10 protein-coding genes, 2 tRNA genes and 1 rRNA gene are annotated in these 16,011 nt (G+C 43.5%); 2 read left to right on the top strand and 11 right to left on the bottom strand.

The features are described from left to right. Nucleotides 1-31 precede the first annotated feature (31 nt). The 3 genes from H8744_RS07835 to H8744_RS07825 all read right to left on the bottom strand — a co-directional run bounded on the left by H8744_RS07835 (nucleotide 32) and on the right by H8744_RS07825 (nucleotide 1,931). Nucleotides 32-105 (bottom strand) — tRNA-Ala (locus H8744_RS07835). Nucleotides 106-182: 77 nt separating this feature from the next. Continuing rightward, nucleotides 183-256: transfer RNA gene (locus H8744_RS07830), tRNA-Ile, on the bottom strand. Between the two features lie 152 nt (nucleotides 257-408). Next, nucleotides 409-1,931 (bottom strand): 16S ribosomal RNA (locus H8744_RS07825). 270 nt (nucleotides 1,932-2,201) lie between these two features. Between H8744_RS07825 and H8744_RS07820 the strand changes: the two genes are divergently transcribed. After that, on the top strand, nucleotides 2,202-2,663 hold the full coding sequence (locus tag H8744_RS07820) for a hypothetical protein (RefSeq protein WP_262434310.1): 462 nt from the start codon (nucleotides 2,202-2,204) through the stop codon (nucleotides 2,661-2,663). Nucleotides 2,664-2,975: 312 nt separating this feature from the next. Further along, on the top strand, nucleotides 2,976-5,306 hold the full coding sequence (locus tag H8744_RS07815; RefSeq protein WP_262434309.1) for a glycoside hydrolase family 20 protein: 2,331 nt from the start codon (nucleotides 2,976-2,978) through the stop codon (nucleotides 5,304-5,306). Nucleotides 5,307-5,314: 8 nt separating this feature from the next. Here the strand turns inward: H8744_RS07815 and H8744_RS07810 are convergent, their stop codons facing one another. The 8 genes from H8744_RS07810 to H8744_RS07775 form a co-directional block, all read right to left on the bottom strand. Continuing rightward, complete coding sequence (locus H8744_RS07810; RefSeq protein WP_262434308.1) at nucleotides 5,315-6,808, bottom strand: MBOAT family O-acyltransferase; 1,494 nt, start codon at nucleotides 6,806-6,808, stop codon at nucleotides 5,315-5,317. Then, on the bottom strand, nucleotides 6,789-7,685 hold the full coding sequence (locus H8744_RS07805; RefSeq protein WP_305067353.1) for a GDSL-type esterase/lipase family protein: 897 nt from the start codon (nucleotides 7,683-7,685) through the stop codon (nucleotides 6,789-6,791). Before H8744_RS07805 ends, H8744_RS07810 begins: the two co-directional genes overlap by 20 nt. After that, complete coding sequence (locus tag H8744_RS07800) at nucleotides 7,672-9,045, bottom strand: SGNH/GDSL hydrolase family protein (RefSeq protein WP_262434306.1); 1,374 nt, start codon at nucleotides 9,043-9,045, stop codon at nucleotides 7,672-7,674. The genes H8744_RS07805 and H8744_RS07800 overlap by 14 nt, the downstream gene beginning before the upstream one ends. Nucleotides 9,046-9,162: 117 nt before the next feature. Next, nucleotides 9,163-9,456: a PG0541 family transporter-associated protein gene (locus H8744_RS07795; protein WP_262434305.1), complete on the bottom strand. Its 294-nt coding sequence runs from the start codon at nucleotides 9,454-9,456 to the stop codon at nucleotides 9,163-9,165. A 34-nt stretch (nucleotides 9,457-9,490) separates the two neighbouring features. Further along, nucleotides 9,491-12,649: an efflux RND transporter permease subunit gene (locus H8744_RS07790; protein WP_262434304.1), complete on the bottom strand. Its 3,159-nt coding sequence runs from the start codon at nucleotides 12,647-12,649 to the stop codon at nucleotides 9,491-9,493. A gap of 89 nt (nucleotides 12,650-12,738) precedes the next feature. After that, on the bottom strand, nucleotides 12,739-13,755 hold the full coding sequence (locus tag H8744_RS07785; protein WP_262434303.1) for an efflux RND transporter periplasmic adaptor subunit: 1,017 nt from the start codon (nucleotides 13,753-13,755) through the stop codon (nucleotides 12,739-12,741). Nucleotides 13,756-13,784: 29 nt separating this feature from the next. Then, on the bottom strand, nucleotides 13,785-15,134 hold the full coding sequence (locus tag H8744_RS07780; protein WP_305067352.1) for a TolC family protein: 1,350 nt from the start codon (nucleotides 15,132-15,134) through the stop codon (nucleotides 13,785-13,787). 27 nt (nucleotides 15,135-15,161) lie between these two features. Next, nucleotides 15,162-15,845, bottom strand: a complete 684-nt coding sequence (locus tag H8744_RS07775; RefSeq protein ID WP_262434301.1) for a TetR/AcrR family transcriptional regulator — start codon at nucleotides 15,843-15,845, stop codon at nucleotides 15,162-15,164. Nucleotides 15,846-16,011: the final 166 nt, after the last annotated feature.

Genomic DNA, 16,011 nt, shown 5'->3' with positions numbered 1-16,011 from the left:
CATGTCAAAGATCGTGTCCCCTCAGGGAATGTGGAGAATAACGGATTCGAACCGTTGACCCTCTGCGTGCAAGGCAGATGCTCTAGCCAGCTGAGCTAATCCCCCTTCTCAGAAGACGGCCGGGCGGGGTTCCGGACGGGGCCGGAGAGGACCCGAGGGGAAGGGCGTCGGCCTTCTGGAAGTAGTCCCAGGCAGAGTTGAACTGCCGACCTCTACATTATCAGTGTAGCGCTCTAACCAACTGAGCTATAGGACTAGTTCAACCCGGTCTGCGTAGACCCGGCTTCTGTTTTCTCTTGTTCATCTATGCCCGCAAAGAACACGGGCGGTCGATCATATCTATAAATAAACAAGTACAAGCAGGACAGGTAAAGAACCGGAAAGAGATAAAACGCGGCACCGCTCCAGAAAGGAGGTGTTCCAGCCGCACCTTCCGGTACGGCTACCTTGTTACGACTTAGCCCCAGTCACCAGTTTTACCCTAGGGCGCTCCTCGCGGTTACGCACTTCAGGTACCCCCGGCTCCCATGGCTTGACGGGCGGTGTGTACAAGGCCCGGGAACGTATTCACCGCGCCGTGGCTGATGCGCGATTACTAGCGAATCCAGCTTCACGAAGTCGGGTTGCAGACTTCGATCCGAACTGAGAGGGGCTTTGGAGATTGGCATCCCGTCACCGGGTAGCGACCTGCTGTACCCCCCATTGTAACACGTGTGTGGCCCCGGACGTAAGGGCCGTGCTGATTTGACGTCATCCCCACCTTCCTCGCATCTTACGACGGCAGTCCCCCCAGAGTCCTCGGCGTGACCCGTTAGTAACTGGGGATGAGGGTTGCGCTCGTTATGGCACTTAAGCCGACACCTCACGGCACGAGCTGACGACAACCATGCAGCACCTTCGCAGACGCCTTGCGGCCGTCCCGTTTCCGGGACGCTCGTCTGCAATTCAAGCCCGGGTAAGGTTCCTCGCGTATCATCGAATTAAACCACATGTTCCTCCGCTTGTGCGGGCCCCCGTCAATTCCTTTGAGTTTCACCGTTGCCGGCGTACTCCCCAGGTGGAATACTTAACGCTTTCGCTTGGCCGCTTGCAGTGTATCGCAAACAGCGAGTATTCATCGTTTACTGTGTGGACTACCAGGGTATCTAATCCTGTTTGATACCCACACTTTCGAGCATCAGTGTCAGTAACAGTCCAGCGAGCTGCCTTCGCAATCGGAGTTCCTCGTGATATCTAAGCATTTCACCGCTACACCACGAATTCCGCCCACCTCTGCTGCACTCAAGGCCCGCAGTATCAACTGCAATTCCGCGGTTGAGCCGCGAACTTTCACAACTGACTTACGAGCCCACCTACGCTCCCTTTAAACCCAATAAATCCGGATAACGCTCGGATCCTCCGTATTACCGCGGCTGCTGGCACGGAGTTAGCCGATCCTTATTCGTGCGGTACATGCAAAACGCCACACGTGGCGAACTTTATTCCCGCAAAAAAGGAGTTTACGACCCATAGAGCCTTCGTCCTCCACGCTACTTGGCTGGTTCAGGCTCCCGCCCATTGACCAATATTCCTCACTGCTGCCTCCCGTAGGAGTTTGGACCGTGTCTCAGTTCCAATGTGGGGGACCTTCCTCTCAGAACCCCTATCCATCGAAGGCTTGGTGGGCCGTGACCCCGCCAACAACCTAATGGAACGCATCCCCATCGGCGGCCGAAATTCTTTAGCCCGGGGGCCATGCGGCCCCCGGGCGCCATCGGGTATTAATCTTTCTTTCGAAAGGCTATCCCCGGGCCGCCGGCAGGTTGGATACGTGTTACTCACCCGTGCGCCGGTCGCCATCTTCCCATTGCTGGGAAATGCTGCCCCTCGACTTGCATGTGTTAAGCCTGTAGCTAGCGTTCATCCTGAGCCAGGATCAAACTCTTCATTGTAAAAGTATTGTCGAGACCCGGGGCATAAGCCCCGGGCCGTTCTTGCTCTGTCATGGATGCCGCGATTTATCAAGAAAACCACCGGAACCGGGCCGAAAAAAAACGGCCCGGGCCGGAAATGACGGTTCTTTATCTTGGACCCGGCCCACCGCCCAAAAGGGCGGGGGCCGGGATGTACTACTTGTATTGTTTATCAATATTTCAAAGAACTAACTGTCTCCTGACGGCCCGGAGGCCTCGTTTCAGAAAGCGGATGCAAAGGTAGGGGTTTTGTTCGAAACCACCAAATCCTTTAAGGTTTTTTTGCTTTCCCCTTCCCCAACCGCCTCTCTCTGCGAAAGGGAGGAAAAAGAAAGAAGGAAAAAACCGGGGGCCGCCCACTGCAAGGATGTCAAGAAACGAACGCTTTACCTCTCGAAAGCGGGTGCAAAGATAGGGAAAGGGAGGACAACTCCAAAACATAAAGGGAACTTTTTTACACAAAATGAAAAACTTTTTCGCAAGGGGCTGGGAAACAGGGCGATGAAAGGAAGGGGGAAGAAAGCGAAAGGAAAGGGGGACACATTATTATATTACAAGGGGGGATTATATCATAAGGGGGGGGGCAAGAGGACGCGCGGGAACCGCGACGGAGGAGGACCGAGAAAAAAAGGAAGGGAAAGGAAGAAAGAAGGGGGAAAGGCACGACAACATAAAAAAAACAGGGGAAAGACACAAGAACCAGCCCCATAAAAAAGGGGCGACGCACGCCGGGCCACGGGAGTTTCCGACCGCGGGAAAGGGAGGGGAAGGAGGCGGAAGCCACCGGAACAGCGGGAAGGAGAGAAGGCCGGAACGGGAACGCCACAACACGGGAACAAGGCAAGACGACACACGCTGTTCAACGAAAAAAAACAAAAAAGGAAGGATAAAGAACGGGGACTAAATCAGGATGAATAATATCATCGATCTAGGAATTCAATAAAGTATTTACAGGCAGTTTAGAGTATTAAAAAGACTTTTTCTTATCTTTGCCCATATTGCTAATTATAATCAATTTATATTATGAAAAGACTTAATCACGCAGCGTTGGTATTAATCATCCTTTTAGCCACTTCTTGCCATAAGGATACAGCCAACTTCCAAGTAATCCCTCTCCCCCAAGAGGTAGTTACACACCAAGAGGAAACTTTCAATTTATCCTCTGCAACCATGATACTTTACCCGGAAGGGAATGATTTACTGAAACGAAATGCCGAATTTCTTACTGACTATGTGAAAGATGCTCTTGGAAAAGAATTAACCATCAATCCTTTCAATCCACAGGACACGCCAAAGAATGCAATTCTTCTTGGAATAAATGATGCAATCGAGCAAGAAGAAGGTTATGAACTCAAAGTCACTCCACAATTAGTCACTATTCAAGGAAAAACACCTAACGGAGTCTTCCATGGTATACAAACATTAAGAAAAGCAATCCCGGTGACAACAAACTCATTGGGAAGCGCTACATTGCCTGGAGTAGAAATTAAAGATTATCCTCGTTTTGGTTATCGAGGAATGCATCTTGACATTTGCCGACACTTCTTCCCAGTAGAGTTCGTAAAAAAATATATCGATTTACTTGCATTACATAATATGAATACTTTCCATTGGCATTTGACTGATGATCAAGGATGGAGAATCGAAATCAAGAAATATCCGAAACTAACCGAAATCGGATCAATCCGTGCGGGAACGGTAATAGGTCACAATTCAGACAAATTTGATGGACAACCTCATAGTGGTTTTTACTCCCAAGATGAAATAAAGGATGTGATCGCTTACGCAAAGGAACGTTATATTACAATTATACCGGAAATCGACTTACCCGGGCACATGGTTGCTGCTCTTACCTCTTACCCGGAATTGGGCTGCACGGGAGGCCCTTATGAAGTGGAAAAGAGTTGGGGTGTATTCGACGATGTAATTTGCATCGGCAATGAAAAGTCTATGCAATTTCTAGAAGATGTACTATCGGAAGTAATAGAACTATTCCCATCGGAATATATACATATAGGAGGCGATGAAGCTCCCCGTACCCGCTGGGAAAAATGTCCCAAATGCCAAGCCTGCATCCAGTCCGAAGGATTGAAAGCCGACGAAAGGCATACGGCTGAAGACCGTTTGCAGAGCTACTGCATGGCACGCATCGAAAAGTACCTGAATAATAAAGGACATCGCATCATTGGCTGGGATGAGATTCTAGAAGGAGATGTAGCTCCTAACGCGACTGTAATGTCATGGCGAGGAACTCAAGGGGGTATCGAAGCCGCCAAACTGGGACATGATGTCATCATGACCCCGAATACTTATCTATATTTCGATTACTATCAGACAGCAGATACCGAGGGAGAACCAGACGCCATTGGAGGATGCCTACCTATAGAACATGTATACAGCTTGGAACCTGTACCTACCGAGCTGAATGAAATTGAAAAAAAACATATCATCGGTGTGCAAGCTAATCTATGGACAGAATATATAGCAACCACTCAGCAAGTGGAATACATGGTTCTGCCCCGTATGGCAGCCTTGGCTGAAATACAATGGACAATGCCGGAAAAGAAAGATTTCAATAACTTCGCCCAGCGCCTTCCCCGTCTCATGGAAATTTATCAAGGCATGGGTTATAATTATGGAAAACACATCTATGACATCAAATCGAATTTCACTTACGATTCTGATAAAAAAGCGGTTATAGCCGAACTAAAAACAGTAGATAATGCACCGATCTATTATACATTGGATGGATCAGAACCCACTACTTCATCCACTTTATACAAAGCACCTATAAACATTACAAGCTCTACTGAATTCAAAGCCAGTGCCGTCCGTCCTTCAGGAAATAGTAAGGTAATTTCTGAAAACATCAATTTTAATAAAGCAACCTGTTGCCCTATCGAACTGAAAAGCCAACCTACTCCCAAATATGCTTATAATGGAGCAATCACTTTGGTAGACGGTCTGAAAGGTAATGGAAATTACGCCGGAGGAAGATGGTTAGGCTTTCAGGGAGACAACGTAGAAGCAACCATAAATCTGGGTCAGCCTACTGAAATAAGCCATGTGTCAACAGAAGCCTGCGTTGATGTCAACGCTTGGATTATGGGAGCAACAGGAATGTCCGTTGCAGTTTCTGAAGACGGCAAGCTATTCAGTGAGGTTGCCAACCGAGAATATCCAGCCTGTACGGATATGAATAAAAAAGAAATCGTCCCTTATGCAATAAATTTTAATCCCATAAAAGCCACTTTTGTAAAAATTACGATAAAGCCTACCTCTGCTTTGCCGAAAGGACATACCGGTGAAGGCAAACCGGCATTTATATTTATAGATGAAATCTTTATAAACTAAGATATCTCTTAGAACTGGAAATAAATGAATGGTTGAATTTCACTACTTTTCATTTGAATAACCACATAAATCATAGTGATCATCAGTATCGCCTTCCCTAGAAAGGGAAGGCGAATTACTCCGTTACATACAGAATTCTCCCAGCGATCTGGTGCCCAATGAAGCAGAAATCCCAACCCCATCAAAGCAAAAACGCGCCAGTATCCTTCTAGTAATTGTGGGAACAGTTGAGGACGAAAAGTGGTAAATATTTGTCTCAGCATATCCATTGAATTATGAATATCGGCATTACGAAAGAAAATCCAACAGAAACAAACGAAGTGGAAAGTGATGATCACGCCTAAAAAACGGCGGATACCATGACTTTCTTCTCCTTTTTTACGTCCTGTTATGCTCCTCCATGCTTTGTGCAGTGCCAATGCTATCCCATGGAACATTCCCCAAAGAACGAAATTCCATGATGCACCATGCCATAAGCCGCCCAAGAACATAGTAATAATCAGATTAAGATACTGCCGAAATTTACCATGCCGGTTTCCTCCGAGAGAGATATAAAGATAATCGCGCAGCCAACTGGACAAAGAGATATGCCAACGGTGCCAAAATTCGGTTATCGATGCCGACTTATAGGGAGAATTAAAATTCATATTAAAATGAAAACCTAAAAGGAGAGCAATTCCTATTGCCATATCACTATAACCGGAGAAATCACAATAGATTTGGAGGGCGTACCCATAAAGTCCCATCAAATTCTCAACACCGGAATAAAGCGTAGGATTGTCAAAAATGCGTTCAACAAAGTTGATACTGATGTAATCTGAGATCACCGCTTTTTTAAATAACCCCACAACAAGCAGAAATATGCCACGTCCAAACATCTCCTGCGACACAAAAAGTGGCTTACGTATCTGTGGAATAAAATCACGTGCCCTAACAATAGGTCCAGCTACCAATTGTGGAAAGAATGAAACATAAAAAGCATAATCAAGCAAATTGGCAAGTGGCTTGATTTCGCATCGATAAACATCGATCGTATAGCTCAATGACTGAAAAGTAAAGAAGGAAATACCTACCGGCAAAAATATATCGAGGGCAGTAAACTCTCCGCCCATCAACGACGCGATGACACCACCGAGAAAATTGGTATATTTAAAATAGGCAAGAAGACCGAGATTCAGGCAAAGGCTTAACACCACCCATGCCCTCCTTCCATATTTATTGGAGGTACAGTCCATGAAACGGGCTATTATGAAATCTCCTAAAGTGACAAATACCAATAAAAAGAAGTAGGTACCACTACTCTTGTAATAGAAATAATAAGAGAACAGTGCCACGAATAAAATACGTGCCGTATTTCTGTGTTGCAACAAAACATATATTACCATGAATGCAGCAAAGAGCCACAAGAACATTCCGCTACTGAATATCAACGGAGCCTGTGGATCGTAAATAAATATATCGCGAAGTCGGCCAAAATCTATATCATTGAGAGACATAATCATTGTATGCTTTTATTATTGCTTCATATAACAAATTACCTTGCAGAACATAACCATCGGGCATATAGTGAACATGATCAGGACGCATCAAACCGGCCTCCTGCCAATTCTTACAAGCACGGAGGCTACCACCAGCCACATTGTACAAGTCCCATATAGCCAAAAAATTATCACCGGCATATTTTTTTATATTTTCAACAGCCTGTACCGTACGAGGATTAATAGAATAGGTACGTTTCCTCCGACGTTGCCTGAAACTTTCATAAGAACCAGGAGGAGTAGTCAACAAAATAGGCACGTCTGGCAAACTGTCCCGAATCATTCTTATAAGCTCGTCCATTTGTTGGTAATGCAAATTGGCATTATAACGCCGGTTATGACTTTCATTGGTACCAAAAGAAAGAATCAACAATTCAGGCCGAACGGCAGCAATAGCAGCTATGCGATCGGGATGCGTAAACGTCAGACAAGTTGCCCCGTTCACACCCATATCCGTGTATGAAACAGCACCGAATGTTTCAATCAAATTCCGACCTATAGTTTGCGGATAAATATGCCCCCGGATATGGCTGTCACCTATATGCAAGATACGCACAGTGTCTTCACTTATCCCTCCTTTCACCAAACGCAAATGTTCTAAAACTGGTGACAATGATCCAAGACTGTCGATTATTTCATTATTTCCTATCCCTTTGAATGCAATCGGAAACTTCACATGTACCGATAGCGTGTCATAAAGAAGCTTCATTTCTTTCATCGGTTTGGGACTTTTCACAAGAAACATCTTAGCAGGACAACCAGGCAAAATATCTTGTGCCAAAAGCCTCAGCACCATAAACAAGTTATATAGAATAAATAATAGGAATTTATTCGGTCTCATAGGCACGTCTCCTCTCGTATTGTTCCTTTCCGTAAAGGAGTGTTTCGTAAAGCAAGCCAGCCAAATGCCGACCTCCCCGGAAATTAATGTGTGTATAATCGTAGTTAGCCATCGAAGGTTTTGCATGTACCAACTTTGCCATGCTACCGTCACCTCCCATCGCTTCAAACATATTCCAAAAAGCGATTCCACTTTCAGCAGCAACGTTTTGCTGATAACGGATCAAGTTCTTAATGCCCGGCATTGTACGTAGGTCGCCATTTTCTGTCTTATAGTCGCGGTCACCCACACTAAGCAACAACAGCCCGGCCTGGGGAAAACATTTTTTCAGATGACCGATTGCCGTCAGTAAACCTTTCTGATAATTATCATAATTATATCCTCGTTCGGTAGCCACATTCAACCCGTATTGCAATATAATCAAATCATACGGCCGCTGCATATTGAACTCTTTCAACATCTCTGAAGGTATAGTCCGTAAAGAAAGCCCCGAACTGCCGCGTAACGAAAAGTTATCAAGTATGACACCTTCCGTACCATCCATCGCCAAGCCGTAAAAGAGTGCGGAATCGGCCTGATTTACAGTCCAACGTACCGAACCGATCCGACCTTTGACCTGCATCTCTTGCAAGCGACCGTTAGGTTCGAACTGACGTGTCTGCATTTCTCCACGGTTCACTCGAACTGAAAGATCGACAATGCCTTTATTATAAAAGAAGATAGATGCCTCCTGGCAAGTATCAAGTAAAGAAGCATATTTATTTTGTCCGCGGAGTTCAACATAAGCTCCTTCTCCCGGAACAAAATAGTGGCCGGAAACCCCTTGCTTTTTACGGTCGAAATAAACACTGTCTGTCACCGCATGGCTCGACCATCCGCCAAAAGTATGACGAACGGTCGGACGATATCCACTCGTCATAGAGGTGATGGTAACAAAACCAACTCCACAACCTCCGAAACGTTTCTGGAGCATCTCGCGAAGATCAGCTGTAAATATATCGGCCTCAATAAATGAATCACCGAACACAGCAATCCGAACTAAACGTTTCTTAGAAGAAAGTTCATTCAAAGCATGATAAAAGGGTGTCATTCCACGGAGTGTAGAGTCACTATAATCCTCTATACAAGTCATTCCCGCACGACAAGTATCAACAAAAGCCGGTTTCACTTTCGGAACCGGAGGTAAGCTATCTGTCCCAACCTCTTTTCCTACAGGTTCGAGTCGTCGGATATCACTTAACAAATCCACCCTTCTCATCGTATGTCCGTCTATCGTCAGAACCGGAAGCCAATGCATAGCAAGCAATACAAACAGAACAACCAAAGTCAGCCCTAACGAATATTTCAGATAATTCTTCATCAACTATATACCATTTGTAAAGAACTGCAAAGATAGATAAAACGCCTAAAAAGAGAGGAGAATCCACATTATTTAAATGTGATTCTCCTCTCCTTCATTCATTGATAGAAAAATATCCTATATAGTACGCTCTATATTCCACACAAAAGCTCGCAAACCTAATTGTTCCGTTTGCAAATCCATTTTATGAAGTGTATCCAATAGAGGGTCTACTTTATCATCATCAACCACTGTAATGATAGCTGAACACAAACTAGGCCATGCATGACTGCCAAAATGAGGTTCACCTGTTTTAGAACCACGCCCCTGCACGCGGTCCAAATAGGTAAATCCACGACAGTTCAGACGGTCAAGCAATGCTATAATACGCTCATAATATGCCTGGTCAAAAGTTATTAATACTGATTTCATATTTTATTTAATTAATTACAAGCTACAAACTAATTTATTTCCTAATCATTTCATCTTTATGCGCATCGAAGTATGTATCCAACTCACGTTGCTTTTTCAACTTTTTACGTTGGCGGCGTATACCTACCCCTCCAAAGATGCAGTACATAGTGGGCACATAAATCAAAGTCAAGATAGTAGAGACTGTTAAACCTCCAATTACAGCAATTGCCATAGGGCTCCACATCTCGGCTCCCTGTCCTGTACTGACAGCCATCGGAATCATACCCAAAATTGTAGTTGCAGTTGTCATCAATACCGGACGGAGACGGCTCTTACCGGCAGTTACCACTGAATTCAGCACAGATTGCCCTCGTTCACGACACAAAATAGTATAGTCGATGAGTACAATACCATTTTTCACAACAATACCGATCAACATGATACCTCCCAACAAACTCATTACGCTTAGCGTAGTATTTGTAATGAATAAAGCCATCAATATACCACTCAATGCAAAAAGCACCGAAAGGATCAGAATAAACGGATAAGTCAATGACTCGAACTGGGCAGCCATTACAATAAATACCAGAATGACAATCAAAACACCCAATGTTCCCAAATCCCTAAACGAATCCTGTTGATCTTCGTAGGAACCTGCCACCTGTACGGTAATATCCGAAGGCATATCCATCTTGTCGATAATAGCATTACCAGCATTTACCACATCACCCAACGGAGCGCCAGAAATAACAGCGGATACCGTCACAATACGTTCACGGTCTTTACGTTCGATGGTAGGAGGTGCAAAACGTTCCACCACTTTACCGAGATCTTTGATTCGTACAGCTTCCCCCTTGTTATTATAAACAAGAATATTTTCGATACTTTCAAGGCTGGTGCGATATTCAGGTGCATAACGCACTTTTATATCATATTCGTCACCGTCTTCACGATACTTTGAAGCCGTGGCACCATTTATTCGGTTACGCAGATAAGTAGCGGCAGTAGCCAAATTCAATCCATGTAAAGCCAATTTCTCACGGTCAAAGTCAACTTGATATTCCGGTTGATAGTCGCTACGGCTAATATTTACTTCAGATACACCCTTGACGTTCAGCAATTCGCGTTTTAATTTGGCAGCAACACTATCGGTCTCTGTCATATCATAGCCATAGACTTCGAAGTCCGCACTTGCCTGAGCCGACATACCCGTATTGCTACCTCCGAGTATTACCTGTGCTTTTGCGAATTCAGGATATTTCTTTAAGTCTTCACGCATTTCATCACAGACTTGTTCCAAAGATATATCACGATCACCCGGATCGACCAAACTGATATTGAACGATATGATATGTGAGCCGTTATCCTGCATTGATGCCCAGGTATTATCCGAATCGGCCTGCCCCACTGTATAGTTACATACCTTCATTATGCTTTTATATTTGGACATCCAATACTCTTCCAATTTCTGTGAAATCTGCTGCGCCACTTCTTTTCGCGATCCAATAGGCAACTCCAATTGCACAGCAATACGGGCATTATCTTGTGCCGGGAAGAATTCCGTTCCAATATATTTCGCACATAGCAAACTGAGGAAGAAGAAGACAATGCAACCGACAATCACACTCCAACGGTGACGAACGGCCCAGTTCAACATACGCGCATACCAGTTATCCAAAGCATCCAATGAACGTTCAATCGGAGTAAAGAATATCTTAAACAATTTGGATTGCTTTTTTTGCAGGCGCAATAGCTGCGAACAAAGCATCGGTGTCAATGTCAAGGCAGATAAAGTAGATATGAACATGATGGCACACATCATCCAACCCAACTGTTTAAACAATACTCCGGACATACCGCTCACCATGGTCAACGGGAAGAACACAGCAATCATAGTCAACGTAGATGCCACAACCGAAATAGCTACTTCATTCGTACCGTGTACAGCTGCTTGTTTGGGATCGGAACCTCGCTCGATATGTGTCGTCACATTCTCCAACACCACAATAGCATCATCCACTACCATACCGATCGCAATAGACAATGACGAAAGCGAGATAATATTAATCGTATTTCCCGAAATAGCCAGATAAATAAACGAAGCAATCAACGAGAGGGGAATGGTGATGCAAATAATCAATGTGGCACGCCAACGCCCCAAGAATAAAAATACTACTAACACAACGAAAAGCAGCGCATACATAACGGTTTCCGTCAAACTGTCGATCGTATTCAATATATTGTCGGATGTATCGACGATAACACCTATCTTGACATCACTTGGCAAATTCTTCTGCAACTTAGGCAATGCTTCCTGAACTTTCCGTGAAATCTCTACAGAATTGGCACCGGACTGTTTCTGCACAACAATCATTGCGCCCTGTATACCATTGTTATATGTTTCCTGAGCGCGTTCTTCCACGGTATCTATCACACGGGCTACATCGCGCAAATATACACTCGCACCGTTATAAGTACCTACGACTACATCTTCCAATTGACGCGAATCATCAAATTCACCTTCCACACGCAAAGAATAGGTCTCATTACCTATATCGAAATTTCCACCGGGAATATTCCGGTTCTCAGCGCCAATAATAGAGCTGATCGTTTCTATTGTCAGATTGTATGCCTCCAGTTTATTAGGGTCGCAATACACCTGAATCTCCCGTTGTGGCGCACCACTGATAGACACTGTTCCTACCCCAGGTATACGGGCTAACGGGTTCACAACGCGATCGTCCAGAATCTTATACAATGCCGATTGACTTTCTTTTGCCTGTACGGATAACAGCACAATAGGAATCATATCGGTACTGAACTTGAAGATAATCGGGGTTTCGGCATCATCCGGCATTTGCGAACTTACCATATCCAACTTGTCTCGGACATCATTGGTCAAGACATCAATATCATTACCGAATTCAAATTCCAACGTAATCAAGGACATATTTTCTGACGACCGGGATGTGATATGTTTCAGGTTGCTGACAGCATTCAACGTATTCTCCAACGGTCGGGTCACATTATTTTCTATATCCGAAGCACTGGCTCCGGGATAGGCGGTCATTACCATGATCGTATTCGTATCGATATCCGGATACAAGTCGATAGGTAATTTCGACAAAGAGAAGAGACCAAAGATCACCACTGCCAAAAAACAGAGGGAGGTCATAATCGGTTTCTTAACCGCACCTTCGTATAAACTCATGTTATTTAGTTATTAGTTATTTAATGATGAGCGATGAGTGAAAAATGATGACTCTGTTATCTTTGCACTCTCCACTAATCAATAATATTTTATTTTTCTACTTCTACTTCCGCTCCGTTAATCAAGCGTGCCTGTCCAGCTATAACCACCTGAGAATTATCAGGAACTCCCGATATCAGCTCATATTCAGCCCCCATACGGCGACCAAGTTCTACCTTATTATATGTTACTTTTCCATTATCGTACACATACACATAACGGTCTCCGGAACCTGCCTGTTTTACAATAGCCAGATCGGGGACAACCACGTGATCTGCCGTTCCGAAATTCAATGTTGCGCGTGCAAACATTCCCGGACGAACCCTCTGGTCTCTGTTTTCCAACTTAATCTCAACTGGGAACGTACGCGTTGCAGCGTCAATGGTCGGATAAACCAGACTTATCTTTCCAGTAAATTCTTCGTCACCGTATACATCTAGTTTTATACTGACAGGAGCCCCTTTCTTGACTTTAGTAAAATAAGTCTCGGATACGTTGATCAACAGTTTCACCGGAGTGATCTGCTCAACCACTAATACCGGACTGCCTCCGCTGTACATATCACCATTATCATAATTGCGGGCAGTAACTACTCCGTTAACCGGACTTAAAAGTGTAGTATTTTCCATCAAATTCTTATAAGCAGTTTCCTGCACATCCAACGCCATCTTCAAAGCGTCCCATTCTGATTTGGATGTTCCTCCCACTTTATAAAGCTCATCTGCACGCTTAAATTCAAGACGTTTATTTTCCAACTGCAATTTCATTTGCTTCAAGTTTGCTGCATCCATCAATACCAACTTCTGGCCTTTGGAAACCCGGTCACCAACTTCCACAAATATCTGATCGATACGCACCGGAGAAGCCGGAGCAATATTATTCTTTACTTCTGCTTCGACAGTTGCCGTGTATTCCTGAATCTGATCAACGGGCCGTGCTGATACAGCCGCTAATTTTACTCTCGGCTTTTCTTCTACTTTCTCAGCAGTTTTCTGTTCTTTTCCTCCACTACATGAACCCAGTAATGCGATAGCAATCAAGGCTATTAATTGGAAACTCTTCTTCATATCGTTTTCTATATTATTTTATTTTTTCCTTATTTTACTACTATATCTTTTCCCAACACTTGATCAAGATCAGCCTTAGCTACCAAATAGTCATAAATAGACTGATTGTATGTCAATTCTGCCTGAGTTAACGAAACTTGAGAGCTATTCAGCTCGAGTACTGTGCCCTTACCTACTTCATAACGTTTCCCGGCAATCTGTACTGCTTTCTCGGCCTGTGACACATTTTCTTTATTACTTAACACCTGCTCTGAACTGGATGCCATGTTATTGCGATAACTCTCTATCTGCATATTCAGCTTCCGTTCGGTATCAATGCGGTTCCATTCAAGCTGTTTCACCTGTATACGGGCTGTCTTCATCTTTGTGAAATTGCTCGCTTTATACAACGGGATACTCAAATTGAACATCAATGAAGAACTGTTGCTCCAAGTATAATTAAAAATGTTCACATTGGGATTGTACAGTGATTGATACTGATAAGAGAACGACATCGACAGTGTCGGAATAAAATTCGTACGCAATGACTTAATGTTCTGTAAAAGCATCTTATGATTGAGATCGAACTGCTTCATCGTCGTATTGTTTGTCAAATCCTCGTTACCGGAATTCAATTCTTCGGCAAACAAAGAAGTCTCATATTTAGCCAAGTTATCATCAATCTTAATATCGATATCAGCCGTAATCCCCAAAAGTACTTTCAACTGAAGCTTTGAAAGCGTTACCGCATTAGCTGCAGAAACGACACTTGGCTTTACACTTCGCATCTGCACTTCCGCACTGATCTTGTCAAACTCGCTAACTGTTCCCTGCTGGTATTTCGCATTGACCACATTGAAATTATCTTCAGCAAGTTGATAGCTTTTCTGCATCACATCATATGTATCCTGCGTCAACAGCAACTGATAGTAAGCTTTCGTCACTTGGTTGACCAAATCCTGCCGGGATGCACGCGATTTTTCCAAAGCCAGTTTAATATCAGTTTTGGTCATCGACATAGCTTTATATACCGCTGGGGCAAACAGGGGCAAACTAATAGATAAACCGGTATTAGCAGTGTTTGTTCCATCCTGTCCCATCTTAAAAGACATGTCATTCAATTTCATTTCAGCAGCTTTAATGGTGTGATCCAAAGAGCCCGAAATACTGGCCTGAGGTAACAAGTTTTGCCAGGTCTCTTTGTTAGCAACCTTTTTTAAAGCGATCTCTTCATCGGCTACCTTAATGGTCGGATTCTCACTCATAGCAATTTCAAGCGCCCTATCCAAAGTCAAGGTCAAAGTGTCTTTCGCCCCTTGTGCTTGTGCAAAGCCTCCTGCAAGAAGCACTGCCACCGCCAAAAGAGTTTTCTTACACATTAGTTTTTTCATTTTGTTCATAAGTCAATCTTCTTCTATTTGAATACATTAGTTGTTTGTAACCCCGGAAGAGTGATGCTCTGTCCGTTCTATCCTGTTTTTTCTATACTCCTGTATGAATTTCTCTAAAACCTGCGCTCCTTTTTCTGTTGCAATGCCGCGAATAAAAGTAAACATGATGGATTCATACACCTCAATGAAAGGATATTCATTGCAAATATCCGTATTCAGTAATAAATCAAACTGTTCGTGCAACAACAGGTTTATAATTGCAAAATTCACATCATCCCGAAAAATACCCTGTTCTACCCCAGTCTTGAAAAAAGCAATCGTACTTTCTGAGTCTTTTTCACGGTTATTCTTCATCATATTGTAAACCTTAGGATATTTCTTCAAATCTTCAAAAAAGCGCTTGTTAGTATTATGAAATACTTCTATGCTTTTCTGAAAGCAAATCAATATTACTTCCAATACATTACTTGATTCAGAAATAAGAGTTGTCAAAAACTCATTCTGCTCTCTTTCATTCCGCAAAACAACTTCTTTCAACAATGTTTCTTTGTCCTCAAACACTTCATAAAGTGTACGTTTAGATATACCCAACGAAGTAGCTATATCATCCATCGTTATACTTTTGATTCCATTCAAAGTAAATGCCTCAGTAGCTTTTACTATAATTCTATCTCTCAATTCTGCTCTGTTAGAGGTTTCTTTTGCACTGTCACTCATCATCCGTTCCTTTAATAATTAGATTTTCGATCTTCAACATTCTCCCTTTATCGGAAGAAAAACGGAACAAAGATAAGCAGAAAACTCAGAACACTGATTTGGTTTCCATATATTTCATGCCTATTTGATAATTATTATAGGTTAGAAGATACTTCTGAAAACAAGTGTT

The organism is Jilunia laotingensis, assembly GCF_014385165.1.
Lineage (GTDB): Bacteria > Bacteroidota > Bacteroidia > Bacteroidales > Bacteroidaceae > Bacteroides > Bacteroides laotingensis.
This window is presented reverse-complemented; position numbering and strand designations above follow the sequence as displayed.